This is a genomic window from Streptomyces carpinensis, from assembly GCF_002154505.1.
GTDB classification, from domain to species: Bacteria; Actinomycetota; Actinomycetes; order Streptomycetales; family Streptomycetaceae; genus Streptomyces; species Streptomyces carpinensis.
Map to the genome: position 1 here is coordinate 1 of NZ_MUBM01000332.1, position 17,024 is coordinate 17,024.

Annotated in this window: 18 protein-coding genes and 1 pseudogene; 11 read left to right on the plus strand and 8 right to left on the minus strand. The window is 69.9% G+C overall.

Features of this window, described 5'->3' with window-relative positions:
- The 3 genes from BZY54_RS36520 to BZY54_RS36530 form a co-directional block, all read right to left on the minus strand.
- Positions 1 to 890 (minus strand): sugar kinase (locus BZY54_RS36520; RefSeq protein WP_086729608.1); only part of this gene is annotated, 890 nt, incomplete at its 3' end.
- Positions 883 to 1,566, minus strand: a complete 684-nt coding sequence (locus BZY54_RS36525) for a bifunctional 4-hydroxy-2-oxoglutarate aldolase/2-dehydro-3-deoxy-phosphogluconate aldolase (RefSeq protein ID WP_086729609.1) — start codon at positions 1,564 to 1,566, stop codon at positions 883 to 885. The genes BZY54_RS36520 and BZY54_RS36525, both read right to left, overlap by 8 nt.
- Positions 1,567 to 1,648: 82 nt before the next feature.
- Entirely contained in the window at positions 1,649 to 2,401 is a 753-nt protein-coding gene (locus tag BZY54_RS36530; protein ID WP_086729610.1) for a GntR family transcriptional regulator, read from the minus strand.
- A 135-nt stretch (positions 2,402 to 2,536) separates the two neighbouring features.
- Here BZY54_RS36530 and BZY54_RS36535 point away from each other — a divergent pair, with 135 nt between their 5' ends.
- The 6 genes from BZY54_RS36535 (at position 2,537) to BZY54_RS36560 (ending at position 9,218) form a co-directional block, all read left to right on the plus strand.
- A complete protein-coding gene (locus BZY54_RS36535; protein WP_086729611.1) occupies positions 2,537 to 3,919 on the plus strand; it encodes an MFS transporter in 1,383 nt (460 codons plus the stop codon).
- Between the two features lie 30 nt (positions 3,920 to 3,949).
- The gene (gene manD, locus BZY54_RS36540; RefSeq protein WP_086729612.1) at positions 3,950 to 5,158 is read left to right on the plus strand and encodes a D-mannonate dehydratase ManD; all 1,209 of its coding nucleotides are present in this window, start codon (positions 3,950 to 3,952) and stop codon (positions 5,156 to 5,158) included.
- Complete coding sequence (locus tag BZY54_RS36545; protein WP_244217519.1) at positions 5,155 to 6,582, plus strand: mannitol dehydrogenase family protein; 1,428 nt, start codon at positions 5,155 to 5,157, stop codon at positions 6,580 to 6,582. The genes manD and BZY54_RS36545 overlap by 4 nt, the downstream gene beginning before the upstream one ends.
- A 258-nt stretch (positions 6,583 to 6,840) precedes the next feature.
- The gene (locus BZY54_RS55820) at positions 6,841 to 7,170 is read left to right on the plus strand and encodes a transposase (protein ID WP_483025156.1); all 330 of its coding nucleotides are present in this window, start codon (positions 6,841 to 6,843) and stop codon (positions 7,168 to 7,170) included.
- Between the two features lie 271 nt (positions 7,171 to 7,441).
- Positions 7,442 to 8,263, plus strand: coding sequence for an ABC transporter permease (locus tag BZY54_RS36555; RefSeq protein ID WP_086729614.1), 822 nt, complete (start codon positions 7,442 to 7,444; stop codon positions 8,261 to 8,263).
- 559 nt (positions 8,264 to 8,822) lie between these two features.
- Positions 8,823 to 9,218: a Zn-ribbon domain-containing OB-fold protein gene (locus BZY54_RS36560; RefSeq protein WP_086729615.1), complete on the plus strand. Its 396-nt coding sequence runs from the start codon at positions 8,823 to 8,825 to the stop codon at positions 9,216 to 9,218.
- Positions 9,219 to 9,425: 207 nt separating this feature from the next.
- Here the strand turns inward: BZY54_RS36560 and BZY54_RS36565 are convergent, their stop codons facing one another.
- The gene (locus BZY54_RS36565; RefSeq protein ID WP_208640883.1) at positions 9,426 to 10,061 is read right to left on the minus strand and encodes a TetR/AcrR family transcriptional regulator; all 636 of its coding nucleotides are present in this window, start codon (positions 10,059 to 10,061) and stop codon (positions 9,426 to 9,428) included.
- 425 nt (positions 10,062 to 10,486) lie between these two features.
- Positions 10,487 to 11,500 (minus strand): helix-turn-helix transcriptional regulator, encoded by a 1,014-nt coding sequence (locus BZY54_RS36570; protein ID WP_086729617.1) that lies wholly within the window; start codon positions 11,498 to 11,500, stop codon positions 10,487 to 10,489.
- Between the two features lie 150 nt (positions 11,501 to 11,650).
- On the opposite strand from BZY54_RS36570, the pseudogene BZY54_RS36575 reads away from it, so the two are divergent.
- A pseudogene (locus BZY54_RS36575) lies at positions 11,651 to 12,338 on the plus strand (alpha/beta fold hydrolase).
- Between the two features lie 12 nt (positions 12,339 to 12,350).
- Entirely contained in the window at positions 12,351 to 12,485 is a 135-nt protein-coding gene (locus tag BZY54_RS54870; RefSeq protein ID WP_279634734.1) for a hypothetical protein, read from the plus strand.
- 519 nt (positions 12,486 to 13,004) lie between these two features.
- Here BZY54_RS54870 and coaE read toward each other — a convergent pair.
- Genes coaE through BZY54_RS36595 form a run of 3 tightly spaced genes read right to left on the minus strand, consistent with a single transcriptional unit; the run spans position 13,005 to position 14,970 of the window.
- Positions 13,005 to 13,628, minus strand: a complete 624-nt coding sequence (gene coaE, locus BZY54_RS36585; RefSeq protein ID WP_086729618.1) for a dephospho-CoA kinase — start codon at positions 13,626 to 13,628, stop codon at positions 13,005 to 13,007.
- 23 nt (positions 13,629 to 13,651) lie between these two features.
- A complete protein-coding gene (locus tag BZY54_RS36590; protein ID WP_086729619.1) occupies positions 13,652 to 14,104 on the minus strand; it encodes a protein-tyrosine phosphatase family protein in 453 nt (150 codons plus the stop codon).
- Positions 14,101 to 14,970, minus strand: coding sequence for a MaoC/PaaZ C-terminal domain-containing protein (locus BZY54_RS36595; protein ID WP_086729620.1), 870 nt, complete (start codon positions 14,968 to 14,970; stop codon positions 14,101 to 14,103). The genes BZY54_RS36590 and BZY54_RS36595 overlap by 4 nt, the downstream gene beginning before the upstream one ends.
- Before the next feature lie 223 nt (positions 14,971 to 15,193).
- Here BZY54_RS36595 and BZY54_RS36600 point away from each other — a divergent pair, with 223 nt between their 5' ends.
- The 3 genes from BZY54_RS36600 to BZY54_RS36610 form a co-directional block, all read left to right on the plus strand.
- Positions 15,194 to 15,997, plus strand: coding sequence for an SDR family NAD(P)-dependent oxidoreductase (locus BZY54_RS36600; protein WP_086729621.1), 804 nt, complete (start codon positions 15,194 to 15,196; stop codon positions 15,995 to 15,997).
- Positions 15,997 to 16,836, plus strand: coding sequence for an MBL fold metallo-hydrolase (locus BZY54_RS36605; RefSeq protein WP_086729622.1), 840 nt, complete (start codon positions 15,997 to 15,999; stop codon positions 16,834 to 16,836). Before BZY54_RS36600 ends, BZY54_RS36605 begins: the two co-directional genes overlap by 1 nt.
- Positions 16,836 to 17,024, plus strand: a 189-nt coding sequence (locus BZY54_RS36610) for a PHP domain-containing protein (protein WP_143668206.1), incomplete at its 3' end; no start/stop codon positions are given. The genes BZY54_RS36605 and BZY54_RS36610, both read left to right, overlap by 1 nt.

The window sequence follows — 17,024 nt, forward strand, 5'->3', positions numbered from 1 at the left end:
CCGGTCATGACGGCCGTGCGCAGGCGTTCCTCCAGGGGCTTTCCGGAGAGGAGTTCGGCGAGGTAGCCCGCGACGAACGCGTCGCCCGCACCCACCGTGTCGACGGCGTCGACCCGGACCGCGGGGACGCACAGACGCTCGCCGTCGGCGACCGCCGCGCAGCCGTCGGAGCCGAGCTTGACCACGGCCTGGGCGGGGCCGAGGGCGCAGAGCGCGGCGGCCGTGTCGAGCGGGTCGTCGTGGGCGTCGACGAAGAGTTCGGCCTCCTCGGTGCCCGCGAAGACCACGTCGGCGGCGCGGACCAGCGGGGCCAGGGCCCCGGCGGCCTCGGCCGGACTCCACAGTCTGGTACGGAGGTTGACGTCGAAGGAGACCGTCGTACCGCGTTCCCTGGCCGCCTCGACGGCGTACCGCACGGCGTCGGCGGCGGTCGTGGACAGGGCCGGGGTGATGCCTGTGACGTGCAGCAGTGCGGCGCCGTCCAGGGCGTCGGCGGTCACGTCGGCGAGGGAAAGCCGGGAACCGGCGCTGCCCGCGCGGTAGTACCAGACACCCGCCGTACGGGCGGTGCGCCGTTCCTTGACCATCAGTCCGGTGGGCGCCGAACCGTCCACCACGGCGCGTACATCGAGGCCCTCGCCGCGCAGTTCGCGCACGATCGCCCGGCCGAAGGGGTCGTCACCGACTCGCCCGATCCATGTGGTGGCCACGCCGAGACGTCGCAGTCCGATCGCCACATTGCTCTCGGCGCCGCCGATGGAGAGCGACATGCCGGGCACATGAGCGAGGGCGCCGACCCGCTCAGGGGAGAGTAGGCCCATCGTCTCGCCGAGGGTGACGACACGGGGCTCAGGACCGGAGCCGTCGAGAGTGAGGGGCGCCTCAGCCACAGGACACCTCCTGGGCGGCCTCGGACACGTTCCGTACCACCTCTCGGGCGCGAACCCGCAGCTCGCCCAGGTCGCCGCCGGTCAGCGCGTCCCCGAGCAGCGGGCCGCCCATGCTGACGGCGGGGCAGCCGACACGTATCCAGTCACCGGCCGTGGCGCGGTCCACGCCGCCGGAGGGGATCACCGGCATCGCCGGGAAGGGGCCGTGCAGGTCCTTCACGTAGCGCGGGCCGACCGCGGAGGCCGGGAACAGCTTCACCGCGCTGGCGCCGGACGCCCAGCCGGTGCGCAGCTCGGTCGGGGTGAGCCCGCCCGGCACGATCGGCACGCCGCGTGCTGCGGCGGCGCGGATCAGCTCCGGGTCGGTGTGCGGGGTGACGATGTAGCGCGCGCCCGCCTCAACCACCGCGTTCAGTTCGGCCACGGAGAGCACCGTGCCCGCGCCGACCTCGCTGCCGTCGCCCAGGACCGTCGCGAGGTCAGCGATCGCGGAGACGCCGCCCGCCGTGGTGAGCGCCACCTCCATGCTGCGGATGCCCTCCTCGACGAGGACCTCGGCGGCCGGGCGCAGATAACGGGCGTCCGCCGCTCGCAGGACGGCGATCACCCGGCTCTGGAGCAGTATCGGGCTCAGCGGCCGGGGATCGGACTGGCTGGCCGCGGTGGCCGTGCTCATGGGGCTCCTTCATGATCGCTGGTGGGTACCGGTGGGGTGGCGGAGAGTGCCGAAGTACCCTTTGGTTCTTGGCTGTTGGCCGTCAACGGTCCACGGACCGCTTGCGCGACTCCCGCCGGGGCCGCGGCCGGGGCGGGGTGTCCGCTTCGCCGAACAGTTGCGGGTGCCGCGTCCGTACCGTCTCGACGTCGGCGAAGACCTGCCGCAGATGTCCGCGCAGCGCCGCGTCCGCGCCTTGCGCGTCGCGCTGCTCCACCGCGTCCACGACATCGGTGTGCTGCCGGATAAGGAGGGCGAGCTGGTCCTCCAGTGGCAGGCTGAGACGGCGCGCCCGGTCAAGGTGGGCCTTGGCGTGGTGCACCAGGGACCAGGCCTCGGGGTGCCCGGCCGCCGCCATCAGGCGGGCGTGGAACTCCTCGTCCAGCCGGAAGAACGCCTCCGGGTCACGGCGCCGCTCGGCATCCGTCTGGGCGGCGAGCAGTGCCCGTAGCTCCAGGATGTCCCGCTGGTCGGCCCGCTCGACACCGTCCCGCAGTGCCGCCAGCTCGAGTGCCTCGCGGACGAACTGGGCGGAGGCGATGTCCTGCTCGCGCAGCCGTGAGACAAATGTCCCAAGCTGCGGATAGACGTCGACCAGGCCCTCCTCGGCGAGCAGAATGAGGCTTTCGCGCACCGGGGTGCGGCTGACGCCCAGTTCCGCCGCCAGCTCGTTCTCCGAGAGTGGTGTGCCCGGCTGGAGCTCGAGCCCCACGATCCTGGCACGCAGCAGCTCGTGCACCAGTTGCCGGGCGTTTCCGCCCCGCGCTCGCGCGGCGTGCAGGCCTGACGAGGTCATAGGCGCCCCTCCGAAGTCTTGACGATGCCTGACGTACTTGTATGGTAGCCGACACGAGGTCGCATGGCGTCCTCCGCGCCGCTCCGGCACGGAGTCTCATGCGCAGCCAGGCGACCCCTGCAAGGAGGCAGGAAGATGAGCGAAACCCCAATCCCGGTCGAGACTCCTCCGAAGGAGCTGCGGCGGACCGTCACGGCCTCCGTGATCGGCACCATCGCCGAGTACTACGACTTCTTCATCTACGGCACCGCCTCGGCGCTGGTCTTCAACAAGGTCTTCTTCCCCGAGGTCGACCCCACAGTGGGCACCCTGGCCTCCTTCTCGACGTATGCCGTCGGCTTCTTCGCCCGTCCGCTCGGTGGCCTGGTCTGGGGTCACATCGGTGACCGCGTCGGCCGCAAGAAGGCGCTCGTCTTCACGCTGCTCCTCACCGGTCTCGGCACCTTCCTCGTCGGCCTGATGCCGACCTACGGGCAGATCGGCATCTGGGCCGCGGTCGTCCTGGTCCTGGTCCGGCTGATCCAGGGCTTCGGTGTCGGCGGCGAGCAGGGCGGCGCAGTCCTGCTGACCGCAGAGGCCTCACCGCCGCGCAGGCGTGGTTTCCTCGCCAGCTTCGTGCAGCTCGGCTCGCCGGCCGCCTACCTCATCCCGACCGGCCTGTTCGCCGTGCTGAACGCGACCCTCTCCGAGGAGGCGTTCCTCGCCTGGGGCTGGCGCATCCCGTTCCTGCTGAGCGCGTTGGTGGTCGTCTTCGGCCTGATCGTGCGCCTGAAGATCAACGAGTCGGAGACCTTCAAGGCCGCCAAGGAGACCCAGTCGCACCAGACCGCCCCGCTGAAGCTGCTCACCCGCGAGCACAAGCGCGAGGTGTTCGGCGGCCTGTTCGCCAAGTTCGTCGAGGCCGCGGTCTTCCCGTTCTACACCGTCTTCCTGGTCAGCTACGGCAAGGAGCACGGCATCGACAACAGCATGATCCTCAACTCCGTGATGATCGCCATAGCCTGCGAGCTGGTCGCCATCCCGCTGCTCGGACGTCTCACCGACAAGGTCGGCCGTCGCCCGGTCTACCTGGCCGCCGCGGTGCTCAACCTGGCCCTGATCGTCCCAGCCTTCAAGGCGATCGAGACCGGCAACATGGCCGTGATCGTCGCCCTGCTGGTCGCCGGTCTCGCGCTCGGTCACGCCGGCACCTACGCACCGCAGGCCTCGTACTTCCCCGAGCTCTTCCCGGCCCGCGCCCGCTACAGCGGTGTCTCCGTGGTCTGGCAGTTCGGCTCCATGATCGCCTCCGGTCCGTTCACCGTGGTGGCCGCGGCCCTGCTGATCGCCGGCGACGGCTCGTTCACCTGGGTCGCCGTCTACATCTCGGCGCTGATCCTGGTCTCGATCGTGTCCCTGCTCTTCTTCATGCCGGAGACCGCACCCGCCAAGCGCGACGGCGTCGAGTACGCCGACTGGGGCCGCGCCGCGCAGACCGCCGACACCGCCCCGCGCGCCGGTTCCCTCGCCGGCCACTGATCCACTCTGCTCCCGGGAAGGGTTGCTCCCTTGGCCACCATCACCGACGCGAAGGTCATCGTGACCTCGCCGGGCCGCAACTTCGTCACCCTCAAGCTCACCACCTCCGACGGGGTGACCGGCCTCGGTGACGCCACCCTCAACGGCCGCGAACTCGCCGCCGCTTCCTACCTGAAGGACCACCTCGTCCCGCTGCTGATCGGCCGCGACGCCGACCGCATCGAGGACATGTGGCAGTACCTCTACAAGGGCGCCTACTGGCGCCGCGGCCCCGTCACCATGACGGCGATCTCCGCCGTCGACACCGCCCTGTGGGACATCAAGGGCAAGGTCGCGGGCATGCCCGTGTACGACCTGCTGGGCGGCAGGGCCCGCGAGGGCGCCATGGTGTACGGCCACGCGAGCGGCGTCACGGTGAGTGAACTGGTCGACGACGTCGCCCGGTTCATGGACCTGGGTTACCGGGCGATCCGTGCGCAGAGCGCGGTACCGGGGCTTGCGGGCACGTACGGCGTCCGCAAGGGCACCATCTACGAACCCGCCGCCGCGGCCCTTCCCGAGGAGCAGCTCTGGGACACCGAGAAGTACCTGGACTTCGCCCCGCGCTATCTCACCGAGATCCGGGAGAAGTTCGGCTTCGACTTCCACCTGCTGCACGACGTCCACCACCGCCTCACCCCCACCGAGGCCGGACGTCTGGGCCAACGGCTCGAGGACCTCCGCCTGTTCTGGATGGAAGACCCGTCCCCGGCCGAACTCCAGGAGAACTTCCGCCAGATCAGACAGGCGACGACCACCCCGATCGCGGTCGGCGAGGTCTTCAACTCCATCTGGGACTGCCAGCAGCTCATCACCGAGCGACTGATCGACTACATCCGCTGCTCCGTCGTCCACGCGGGCGGCATCACCCACCTGCGACGGATCTTCAACCTCGCGGAGCTGTACCAGGTCCGCACCGGCTCGCACGGCGCCACCGATCTGTCGCCGGTGTCCATGTCCGCCGCCGTCCACCTCGATGTGACGGTGCCCAACTTCGGCGTCCAGGAGTACATGGAGCACGCCCCGGTCACCCACGAGGTGTTCCGGCCCACCTACCAACTCCGCGACGGCGCCCTGCACCCCTCCGACGCCCCCGGGCTCGGCGTGGAGCTCGACGAGGATGCCGCGGCCCGCTTTCCGTACGACCCCAAGTACCTTCCGGTGGGCCGACGTTCGGACGGATCGGTGCACGACTGGTGACCAGACTCGATCGCACCGCACTCGGCTCGCTGCCCGCAGGCACCGGGCCACTGGCCGATCCGCGTGCCCTGCGCACCCGGATCGTCCACCTCGGCCTCGGCGCCTTCCACCGCGCCCACCAAGCCGTCCACACCGAGCAGGCCGAAGCCCTACACGGAGGCGGCTGGGGCATCGCGGGCTTCTCCCAGCGCTCACGCTCCGTGATGGAGGCGCTGGCTCCGCAGGACGGCCTCTACTCGCTGACCCTGCGCACCCCCGAGGGCCCGCACACCCGGGTGGTCGGGCAGCTCTCCGAGGTGCGCCACGCCACCGACGACGCGGCCCGCCTGCGCGAACTGCTCGCCTCCCCCGAGGTGAGCGTGGTGACCTCCACCGTCACCGAGAAGGGCTACTGGCGCGCCACCGACGGCGGCCTCGACCTCACCGCCGCGCCGGTCACCGCCGATCTCGCGGGCACGCCCGAACCGGCCACGGTGGTCGGGCAGTTGGCAAACGGCCTGCGGGTCAGGCAGGCCACCTCAAAGGCACCGCTCACCGTGGTGTGCTGCGACAACATGGCCGACAACGGCCACGTGGTCGCCCGCCTGGTACGCGACTACGTCCAGGCGTCCGGCTGGCCGGACGCCGACGTGCTCCTGGAGTGGATCGCGGCCCAGGTCGCCTTTCCCTCCACTGTCGTCGACCGCATCGTGCCCGCGGCCACCGACGCCGACCGCGAGGCGGCAAGCACGGTGCTCGGCGTGCGCGACGAGGGCGCGGTGGTCGGCGAGCCGTTCACCCAGTGGGTCCTCCAGGACACCTTCGCCGCCGAGCGGCCCCGCTGGGAGGACACTGGCGCGCTCTTCGTGCCAGACGTCGCCCCGTATCAGGTGATGAAGCTGCGCCTGCTCAACGGCAGCCACACGCTGCTCAGTTGCCTCGGCCTCGCGGACGGCCGAGAGACCGTCGCGGACGCCATCACCGCCCCCTGGGGCGAGCCGGTGCTCCGCGCCTACGCTGCCGAGGTCGCCCGCTCCCTGCCCGAAGACCTGGACGTCGAGGCATACGTCGACGGCCTGGTCGCTCGGTTCACCAACTCGGCGATGCGCCACCGGCTGCGGCAGATCGCCACCGACGGCTCCCTGAAGGTGACCGAGCGCTGGCTGCCCCCACTGCGCGAACTGCGCTCCGCCGGCTTGCCCGCGCCCATGCTCACCGGCGCCCTCGCCGCCTGGGTCCGCCACACACGCGACCAGCAGCTCGACGATCCGGCGGCCGACCGCATGCACACGGTGTGGCACGCGACCCAACGCCGGGGAGCGGTGCCCGAACTGCTCACCCTTCTCGGCACGCCGGACCTCGCCGAGGACACCGGCTTCGTCAACACCGTCGAGGAACGCGTCGCCGCCCTGGACACCAGCGGGCCGACGGCACTCCTCGGCTAGACCGTATGGACAACCGACGCCTCGCTCGCAAGTTGGCGCGGGTTGCCGCCACTCTGAGCGGCGGCAGACCCGCAATTGTTGCCGATTCTCCATACGGTCTAGGCGCAATGCCGTGACTCTGTTGGTGATGTTGTCCGGGGCGCTGACGATGGAGCCGTCGGATGGTTCGCTGGAGGAGTGCGGGGTGGCCTCGGGTCTTGGGGTGTGGGGGCAGTGTCGTTACGGCCGAGGAGTGTCCAGCGGATTCCGGTGAGGACGGTGCGGACAGCGCGGGCGGCGTGCCTGAAGGGTACGCCGGCGATACTCATCCGGGGCCGGCTCGATGTCCTGTTCGAGGACGACTCGTTCGTCGGGCTGTATCCCTCCGACGGCAAGCCGGGGCTGTCACCCGGACAACTCGCGCTGCTGTCCGTGCTGCAGTTCACGGAGGACCTCTCCGACCGTGCGGCGGCGGATGCGGTCCGTACCAGGATCGATATGCCCTCGGCCTTGAGCTGGAGGATCCGGGGTTCGACCACTCGGTGCTGTGCGAGTTTAGGGCTCGGCTGGCTGAACAGGACGGCGTCGCCGACCAGTTGCTGGCCCTGATGCTGGAGCGCCTGGTGGATGCCGGGCTGCTCAAGGCCGGGGGCCGGCAGCGTACCGATACCACCCATGTGCTGGCCGCGGTGCATGCGTCAAACGGGACACCGCCTGGAGCGGATTTGCCGGACGGGTGCCGGTTATGGACAGGCGTTGGCGTGAGAGCCTAAACACAGCAAGTCTCACTCAGGCGTGAGGCGTGCGCTGCCGACAGCGGTTCCCTGAGGTGAGGAAGAGGAATGTGACGTCGAGTGCGGCATCTCTAGTACCGGTCAACATGACCCTCGGCATCCTGCTCGCCGCTCTACTGATGGTGGCGGCGGCGGTTGCGGGTTGGTCCCATCTCAACCCCTACTCTCACAAGAGCCGGTCTGGGGAAATCCTCGTCGCCGGTCTCCGTGCCGCCGCCCAACTCGCCGTCGTCTCGACGGTTGTCGCGTGGGCCGTTAAGTCCGCGCCTGGGCTGATAGCATTTCTCGCTGTCATGTTCGGGGTGGCCGTGCGGACAGCGGGACGGCGCATCACCAGCAACCGCACCTGGTGGTTGACGGCCGCCCCGATCGCCGCTGGAGTAGTGCCGGTTGTCGCGGCGCTCGTGCTGACAGGACTTGTACCTCTGAAGGGAATAGCCCTGATCCCGATCACGGGCATCCTCATCGGCGGCGCGCTCACCGTTACCGTACTCGCCGGACGGCGTGCCCTGGATGAACTCTCCCAGCGTCGCGGAGAGGTGGAGGCCGCGATGGCACTGGGGTTCACGGACCGAGACGCGCGTCTGGAGGTTGCCCGCCCTGCGGCCTCCGACGCCCTGCTGCCCGGCCTCGACCAGACCCGTACTGTCGGCCTCGTCACGCTGCCCGGCGCGTTCGTCGGGATGCTCCTCGGCGGCGCCAGTCCAGTGATGGCTGGAACGGTGCAGTTGTTCGTCCTCATCGCCCTCATGGCCGTGCAGTCCATCGCGGTAGCGGTGACGCTTGAGCTCGTCGCCCGCCACCACCTGCATCGTCCGTCCCCGGGCGCAGAGCCGCCTCGCACGTCGCGCAAACTCCGACGGTCAACGGAGGCAACTACAGTGCGGTCGTCGAGCCGCACTCCATGAGCCGTCCGGCGTTCCGCCGTGCGTTCTCGACATCCAGAATCACAGCGCTCACTGGCACATGTCCTGGGCCGTTCGTTCTCCGGCCTCTCGCACTGGTCGGCCGGGATGTGGAGCCAATAGGTCACGCAGCGCCTCACCACCCCTGCGCATCACCCATTCACATCGGGCGCGTCCTGTTGCTCGTGCGGCAGCACGCCGTGTTCCTCGACATAGGTGGGCACACCACCTCGATAACTCCTTCGGCGACTCCCCCGTCGCCCTCGCCGCGCCCAGCCGCCCCGACCGGGGGCAGCTGAGCGGGAACGCGAAAGGAGGAAGTGGTCGTCATGGTGACGCGACGCTGGGCGCGATTGTGGCTGGTGGTGCGGAAGATCGAGAGGGTGCTGGCGGACGGCCCGCCGTCCCGGGAACGCGGCAATTGACGATACGCCGTGCCTTTACTCGCGGCACTCAGTGCCATAATCTGTGGCCGTACACGGTGGCAGCGCAACCGCGCACCGGCGAGCACGACCGCCCCGCGCACACGGAATTTCCAGCCGAGCGCAGGAAGTTGACCAGCATGTACCACCACTCAGGAAACGCCACTCATCCGGCGGCCAACTCCGCCACCGGCCTCATCGTCCCCGCAAGTCGCGGACCGGAGGCCCTGTATTTCCAGCGATGCACCTGGTGCGGCACTGCCATGTACCACCGCGCGCTCTGTCCGGCCTGCCGAGGCAGCAACGTGCGGACCGAGCGCAGCCACGGCACCGGCACCGTCCGGCACTCCACCGTCGTGCACCGCAACGGCCCCGCCGCGCACAACGTGTCCCTGATAGAGATGGACGAGGGTTTCGTCGTCCGAGGCCGGGTCATGGGCCGGCTCAACGCCATCTACCCTGGCGACCGGGTGCGACTGTCAACCGCGCAGGGCCTGGTACGGGGCGAGCCTGTCTTCCAGTTGCTGGACGAGTAGCGCGCCCAGAGCTGACGCCCGTCAACCGGCCGTGGGCGCCCCAATAGGTCAGGACAGCAGCGACCTGTCCGGCGGGGTCCGGACCTCGAGCAGTGCTTATCTCTCGGTGACGAACAGGACCTCCGACAAGCCCTGTCGTCCCAGTTGAGAGGCACTCCTCGCTTATTTGGTCATCCTTCGGCAGGCAGCCTTCGTGAAAGGCAGAGGCTAGCGCGCCTGGCGATTACCTTGCCGGCTGCCGCTGGCTCGGCCGCCTGCCCCGCGAGTCCGCCGTACGGCGGTGGCCGGCGGTTTCCAGGGTCCCTCCGCCATCAGCCGCCGGACATACTCGATCACCGCGTCGATGAGTTTGTTCGCCTGGCGACGGGTGCTCGCGGCCGCGACCTCCCGTGATCCCTGGCCGATGAGGGCGGTGAGGATGCCGGCGTACAGTCGGTCGAAGGAGGTCTCCGACAGCTGGAGCAGGGTGTCGTTCTGCGAGATCCACTCGTGTACCCGACGCCGCTTCATTACCTCGAAGCCGGGCGGGCTATCGCCGTTGAAGAACAGGTTGGTCAGGTCCCTGCGCTGCCAGCTTCCCTCGAGGAAGGCCCGCGCGCCGACCGAGAACAGCTCGAACGGGTCGGTCACGCCCGCAGCTTTCGCCTGGGCGACGGCCCTGCTCGCGGCTTCCTCATGCGCCGCCTGGTGCTCCTCCCACAGCGCGACGAACAACTCGCTCTTACCGCCGAAGTGGTGGTACAGGCTGCCGACGCTGGAGCCAGCGCGCCGGACCACCTCGGCGACGCTGGTATCGGCGAAGCCCTGTTCGACGAACACCTCACGGGCCGCGTCGAGCAGCACGCGCTGCCTCTCGACGGTGCTGGCCCACTGCCAGGATCCGGCGACCTTGTCGCGCGGCTGCCGTGCTGCTGTTGGTCCCACCCGTTTCCCTCCGCCCTCCGCTCGACCAGACCGGTGAAGCCCGCTCCAGAACCAGGTTCCAAGAGTATCCGGTGCCGCGTTGGCCCATCCCGGCCCCTTGATGTCCGACTCGCGAATATTAAAGCACAATTCTAGAGCCACGAAAGGCTCATCGTTACGCGGCAGTAGCCGTGCTAGTAGTCCAGCCGTAGGTCGTGATCTTGCTGGTCAGGGCCGATGCGGAGACGGCTGCGGCCACCGTTGATCATCATGAGTTGTGTCGACAAATGAAGATCACGCGTGCCGAACCGGACGTCGTGCAAGCCTACGGTGAAGGTAGACCTCCGCCAGAGCCACCAGGGAGTTCACTCGCCACCGACGCCTTGGCGCCAACCCTGTCCCGCCCCCGATGCCGGTTCGGACACGGCCGCATCGAGGCGGGACGCTAGGTTGGCAACCGCATCTCGAAGCTCCGTCCCGCCCACGACATGGAAGGCGAAAGGGACCGCCGCCAGCCACTCCTGCGCGTACATCGCCGGGTTGCGGGTACTGCCGACGAGCACGCAGCGCTCTCCCGCCGCCCCGACGGGTTCGAGCCGTCCCATCGACGGCCCGACCCACGGGACGACCCGCTCCACCGGTGCGTCGAAGAGCACTCTCGTGGGATAGGCCCATCCGGTGCCGAGGTTCTCCTCCAGCACCCTGACCGGGTCGAGGTCCTCCGGCATCCCGAACCCGACCGCACTCTCCGCGGCCGCCAGTACCCGATCGACCCGGTAGGTGCGCACGGCGTCCACGCGATGGGAATGGCAGAGCAGGTACCAGCGCGCCCGGCGTACGACGACCGCCCACGGGTCCACCTCCGCCTGCCACTGGTTGCCGGACTCGCTCCGGTAGGTGATCACCACACACCGTCTGGACGCGATCGCGTCCACCAGGGCGCTCGTGACGGCGGGATCGGCATACGCCGCACTCGGATCGGGAACGGCAGCGGCATGCTCGCGCAGCGCGGCCGCCTGACGCCCGATCCCCTCGGGCAGCGCGTGGAGAACCTTGCCGAGGGCGGGGCCGACGAGGTCCCCGGGGTCGGTGGCGGCGGGCCTGCCGTCGAGCACCGCCATGACCAGGCTGAGCACTTCGCTCTGGGTGAAGCTCACCGGCGGCAGCCTGCTCCCGCGCCGCAACTGGTAGCCGCCGTGCGGACCGCGCACGGAATCCACGGGGATGCCAGCTTCCCGGAGGATCGCGACGTAGCGACGTGCGGCGCGATCGCTCACCCCGAGCCGCTCCGCGAGCTGCTCGGCCGTCGTGCCGGGCCGGGTCCGCAGGATCTCAAGGGTGCGCAGCGCGCGGGCGGTGGGGCTCGTTCCGGTCTCCACCTCGGAGAGCGTAGGAGGCTCCCTGACAAGCAGGAAGCAGATCGTCCTGAACCCTTCCTAGCATGGAAAAGCCCGGTCGGGCAGGCCGCGTCCACTCGACGCTTTCGGCTGCTGTCTCGGCTCCAACCTCGACGGAAAGTTGATCTCACTGTGGAAGTCCTGCTCATCGCTGGTCTGTGGCTGGACGGCAAGGCATGGGACGCGGTGACACCGACCCTTGAGACGCTCGGGCACCGCCCGCGGCCGGTGACCCTTCCGGGCCAGGGCGACGGACGCTCGTCCGCCACGCTCGACGAACAGCTGGCGACGGGCCTCGCCGCCGTCGATGCAACGGTGGAAAAGCCCCTGCTCGTGGCGCACTCGGCCGCCTGCACTCTCGGCTGGCTGGCCGCTGACGCGCGCCCGGAGCGGGTGGCCAAGCTGGCGCTGATCGGCGGCTTCCCCAACGAGGACGGCCAGCCGTACGCCGACTTCTTCGAGATGCGCGACGGCGCCATGCCCTTCCCCGGCTGGGGCCCGTTCGAGGGTTGCGGACAGCGCCGACCTCGACGAGGAACTGCGGCAGCGCATCGAAGCCGATGCCATCCCCGTCCCCGAGCAGGTGGCCAGGGGCGTGGTCCGGCTGTCGGACGAGCGCCGCTATGAGGTTCCGGTCGTGGTGGTCTGCCCGGAGTTCACCCCGGAGCAGGCCCGCGAATGGATCGCTGCCGGCGAGGCGCCGGAGCTCACCAGGGCCAAGCAGGTCGAGTTCGTCGACATCGACTCCGGCCACTGGCCGATGTTCACCAAGCCGGCCGAGCTCGCCCGCCTCCTCGGGGCAATGGCGGCCGGGCACTGACTGAACCGGGCCTTGACCGTTGGTCACACCGTCCGCCAGCTGAACGCCTCGACCTGGGACGCATTCGCCGAAGTCGTCGAACGCAACAACGGCATCTTCGGCGGCTGTCCGTGCATCGGCTACCACCCCGAGTGCGGTCGGCCGTGAATCGACCACCGCAACGTTAAGGAGTGGCGCGTCCACACGCACCAGGCCTACGCCGCACTCGTTCTCGACGAAGACGGTGCCGCCCAGGGCTGGTGCCAGTACGGCAGTCCCGAGGAACTATCCAACATCAAGCACCGACGCGCGTACGACAAGGACGCGCCCCCGCTCCCGGACGGCGGATCGCCTGCACCTACGTCGACAGGCGACACCGCGCCAAGGCAACCCTGGAGGGTGCCCTCGACCAGATCGCCCAGCCCGACGGCGGCTTGGTCGAGGCCATCAACGAAGTCACCCTCCGCCGCCAGGCCCAGGGCCGCTTCCTCTGCAGCGGGACGGTCGAGCTGTTCGAAGACTACGGATTCACTCGTGTCCGCCAGGTCGGCAAGCACGCCATGGATCGTGAGCAGAAACGTGGATCCAGCCTGAAGCGGCAGGCAACACCAGCACACGATCAAGTTCGAGCTAATACCCCAGCTGAGGGGCCCCCGAAAGATCGGGACCTCCATGGCTGGGTGGCGGCTACGGCTGTAGAGGAACTCTTCGGCGATGATCCCACTGCTTCCACAGCCCGGCGACGCGCCGGTCGAGGTCGGCCGGGGTCCCCGAGTTGTCGATCACGACATCGGCAATGGCCAGCCGCTGCTCCCTGGTCGCCTGGGCGGCCATGCGGGCCCGCGCCTGGTCCGCCGTCATCCCGCGGCCGCGCACGAGCCGGTCGGCCTGGACGCGAGGTGGCAGGTCCACGACGACGACGAGGTCGTACTCCCCGGTCACGAGGCCCTCTGCGAGCAGCGGGACGTCGTGGACGATGACCTGGCCCGCGTCGCCGGACGCGGCTGCGGCAGCGTCCGCCGCCCTCATCCAGTCGATCACCAGCGGGTGAACGATGGCGTTTAGCCGGGCGAGCGCAGCGGAGTCGCTGAACACGATCGCCGCGAGCCCTGCCCGGTCGAGCGAGCCATCGGGCCGCAGCACACCCGGGCCGAAGGCCCCCGTGATCCGCGCGAGGCCGACCGTGCCCGGCTCGACGACCTCGCGCGCGGCGAGGTCCGCGTCCAGGACGGTCGCGCCGAGCGCGGCGAGCCGCCGCGAGACCTCGCTTTTGCCCGCCCCGATACCGCCGGTCAGCCCCACCCGCAGCATCGCGCTCCCTCTCGGGGACACGGCTAGGGCGCGGCCGCAAGGCCGGGGCCGCCGCGCGCCTCGAGGCGCTCGAGCGAGCGCCGCAGCTCGAGCGCCGGCATGGCTTGCGGCCGCACGGTCCGCACGGCGGTTGTCGCATCCGCGAGGGTCGCGCCGCCGAGCAGCAGGTAGGCGATGGCCACGGTCGACGTCCGGGAGATGCCCGCCTGGCAGTAAACGCCGACCCGAACGCCTGAGTCGGCAAGCGCCGCGACGCGCGTGGCGGCCTGGAGGATCAGCTCGTCCTGGTCGGGCTCAAGGTCCATGATCGGGAAGTGTTCGATCGGGACCGGCAGCCGCGGCGGCGTGGTCTCGCCGCGCAGGTCCACGAGGTGCTTGGCCCCGGCCGATACCATGGCCATGGCGAGTCCGGCGTCGCCGAGCAGTACGTAGTCGTCGAGGGCGCTGATGCCGATGATCGCGTCGGGTGCCGTCATCGGGGACCCGGCGCCTGGGTCAGTGTGATCCTGCCGCGGTCGATGACGACGGCGCCGTCCTTCCGCGTCGTCTGGAAGACCGCGGACTCGCGGTCGTCGTTGAGCCAGATCGACACGGTCAGCGGCTCGCCCGGCAGTACTGGGCGGCTGAACCGGCCGTACATGGAGCGGAACCGCGCCGGGTCGCCGTCGCAGAGCGCGCTCAGCAGGGCCCGGCCGGTGACGCCGTAGGTGCACAGGCCGTGCAGGATCGGCTGGCTGAAGCCGCCCCGCGCCGCGAACTTCGGGTCCACGTGGAGCGGGTTGCGGTCGCCGGACAGCCGGTAGAGCAGCGCCTGCTCGGGCCTGGTCTCCTGGACGACCTCGAAGTCCGGTGCCCGGTCGGGAAGCACCCAGGGCGGGTCGATGCCGCGCGGTCCGCCGAAGCCGCCCTCGCCGCGGATGAAGGTGCCGCCGCGCGACGTTACGAGGGTCTCGCCGGTGGCCGCGTCGACCGCGGTGTTCTCGGTGACCACGAGCGCGCCGGAGCCCTTGTCGTAGATGCCGGTCACCGTGGAGGTGGTGCGGACGGTCCCCTGCACGGGCAGCGGCTTGTGCAGCTCGAAGTACTGCTCGGCGTGCACCAGCATGGCGCGGTTGAAGTCGCCGAGTCTGCGGCCGGACCGCCCCTGTGCCACCAGCACGGCGAAGGTCGGCAGCACCTGCTGCTCGATGCCCTCGCAGTTCTCGGTGGTGAACTCCAGCTCCTTGAGCGGATCTCCGAGGCCCGCCCCGACGCCGACTGCATAGAGCAGCGCGTCCTTGCTGTCCCAGGACCGTTCCTGCGGCTCGCTCGACACCCCTACCAGGCTGTGGTCGAGTCCCATGGTTACCTCCGGCGGGCGTGGGCTTCTCCGGACGTTGGTGTTCCCGAAGAATTGCTAGAATTCAATTCTAGAAGTTTCAATGGCGACCCTAGCGGTGTCAAGCCCGCGCCGCCCGCACTTGACATGACATCCTTCGCGACTCACCATACTAGAACAATCTTCTAGGATTGCCTTCTGCGGCTGAACTTCCTGCCGGCCGCGCGGCATCGAGGGAGCTTCGGACATGGGTGTCTTGGATGGCAAGGTCGCTCTCGTGACAGGCGCGAGCCGCGGCATCGGAGCGGAGATCGCCCGCCACTTCGGGCAGGCAGGCGCCGCCGTGGCGGTGGCTGCGCGGACCGTCGAGGCGGGCACGTCGCCGTTCGAGGGGACGATCGCCGAGACCGCGCAGCAGATCCGCGACGCGGGCGGGACGGCGGTGGCGATCCCCGTCGACCTGTCCAAGCCGGAAGAGCGGGAACGGCTGGTGAGCGAGGCGACCGCGCAGCTCGGCGTGCCCGACATCCTGGTGAGCAACGCCGCGGTCACCTACTTCGTCCCGGTCATCGACTTCACGGCGCGCCGGTACCAGCTCATGTTCGACGTCCAGGTCGAGGGACCGTTCCACCTGGCCCAGCTCGTCATCCCGGGGATGCGGGAGAAGGGCCAGGGATGGATCCTGAACATCTCCTCCGGCGCCGCGCGGCACCCCGCGCTGCCGCCCGGCCCGCGGGCCGGGCGGGGCGGCACCGTCTACGGCATGTGCAAGGCAGCGCTCGAGCGGTTCTCGACGGGGCTGGCGGCGGAGCTCTACGCGGACAACATCGCCGTGAACGCGCTGTCGCCGACCAAGGTCGTCCCGACGCCGGGCACGATCTTCCACCACCTGACCACCGAGGACAACCCGAACGCCGAGCCGCCGTCGGTGATGGCGGAGGCGTCCCTGCTGTTGTGCAGCGGCGAGCCGAAGACGCTGACCGGGCGGATCGCATACTCACAGGAGCTGCTCGCCGAGCAGCTGCGTGCCGGCGCGCAGTCCGCCCAGTGATGCAGCCCAAGCAGAGCGCTCAGCGGCTCGGGCCCGCCGATGTGCCGCGCGAGGTCACCCCCCGGGCCACGTGGCTGCTCGCACCGAACCCGGGCCCGATCACCTTCGACGGCACCAACTCATGGGTGCTGCATGAGCCAGGGCATCGCGGGTCGGTGATCGTCGATCCGGGACCCGATGACCCGATCCACCTGTCCGCCTTGGTCGAGCTCGCACTCGACCAAGGCGGACAGGTGGAAGCCATTCTCCTCACGCACGGCCACCCGGATCACAGCGCGGGAGCGCGGGAGACGGCGCGGCGGACCGGCGCCCCGGTCCTCGCGGCGAGCCGCCGGTGGGGCGATCACGTGATCGGCGCGGGCACCCTTGACCTTGCCGGGCTCCACATCGACGTGGTCCCGACGCCGGGGCACAGCAGCGACTCGCTGTCGTTCCACCTGCCCGCAGACAACTGCATGCTTACCGGCGACACCGTGCTCGGCCGCAGCGCGCCGGCCATTTTGCACCCGGACGGCCGGGTCGACGAAATGATTGCCTCACTCGAGCTCATCAGGGAGCTGCTCGGCGGCAGCGAACCTGTGATCCTCCCCGGGCACGGGCCCGTGGTCACCGAGCCGGGCGCGCAGCTCGAGCTCGCGCTCACTGCCCGCCAGGCGCGGCTTGCCCAGGTCGAGGAAGCGGTCAAGAACGGGCACGGTACGGTCGGCGCGATCGCCGACCGGCTGTACGGGCCCTTCGACGAACGAGTCCGCCGGATGATCGAGGCGACGGTCCGCGCGCACCTGCTGTACCTCCACGACCGGCGGCGGCTCAGCCGTCCGGTGGAGATGGACGGCTGATGCCGACCGGACCGCCGCAGTGGCCGGCGGGCCGGGTGCGGGTGGACTGTCACCTGCACACCGTCGCGTCGGGCGACGCCGTGCTGACGCTGGAGGAACTCGCTGACCGGGCGCGGGCGACCGGGCTCGACGCGGTGTGCGTGACGGACCACAACGTCACGCACGCCGCCGCGGCCGCGGCCGAGCGC

Bases quoted from the DNA above. Each gene is read 5' to 3' on its own strand.
- BZY54_RS36590 (WP_086729619.1), bottom strand. From the start codon at position 14,104: ATGACGGCACCCGACGCGATCATCGGCATCAGCGCCCTCGACGACTAC.
- coaE (WP_086729618.1), bottom strand. From the start codon at position 13,628: ATGCTGCGGGTGGGGCTGACCGGCGGTATCGGGGCGGGCAAAAGCGAG.
- BZY54_RS36535 (WP_086729611.1), top strand. From the start codon at position 2,537: ATGAGCGAAACCCCAATCCCGGTCGAGACTCCTCCGAAGGAGCTGCGG.
- BZY54_RS36600 (WP_086729621.1), top strand. From the start codon at position 15,194: ATGGGTGTCTTGGATGGCAAGGTCGCTCTCGTGACAGGCGCGAGCCGC.
- BZY54_RS36595 (WP_086729620.1), bottom strand. From the start codon at position 14,970: ATGGGACTCGACCACAGCCTGGTAGGGGTGTCGAGCGAGCCGCAGGAA.
- BZY54_RS36530 (WP_086729610.1), bottom strand. From the start codon at position 2,401: ATGACCTCGTCAGGCCTGCACGCCGCGCGAGCGCGGGGCGGAAACGCC.
- BZY54_RS36555 (WP_086729614.1), top strand. From the start codon at position 7,442: ATGACCCTCGGCATCCTGCTCGCCGCTCTACTGATGGTGGCGGCGGCG.
- BZY54_RS36560 (WP_086729615.1), top strand. From the start codon at position 8,823: ATGTACCACCACTCAGGAAACGCCACTCATCCGGCGGCCAACTCCGCC.
- BZY54_RS36605 (WP_086729622.1), top strand. From the start codon at position 15,997: ATGCAGCCCAAGCAGAGCGCTCAGCGGCTCGGGCCCGCCGATGTGCCG.
- BZY54_RS36525 (WP_086729609.1), bottom strand. From the start codon at position 1,566: ATGAGCACGGCCACCGCGGCCAGCCAGTCCGATCCCCGGCCGCTGAGC.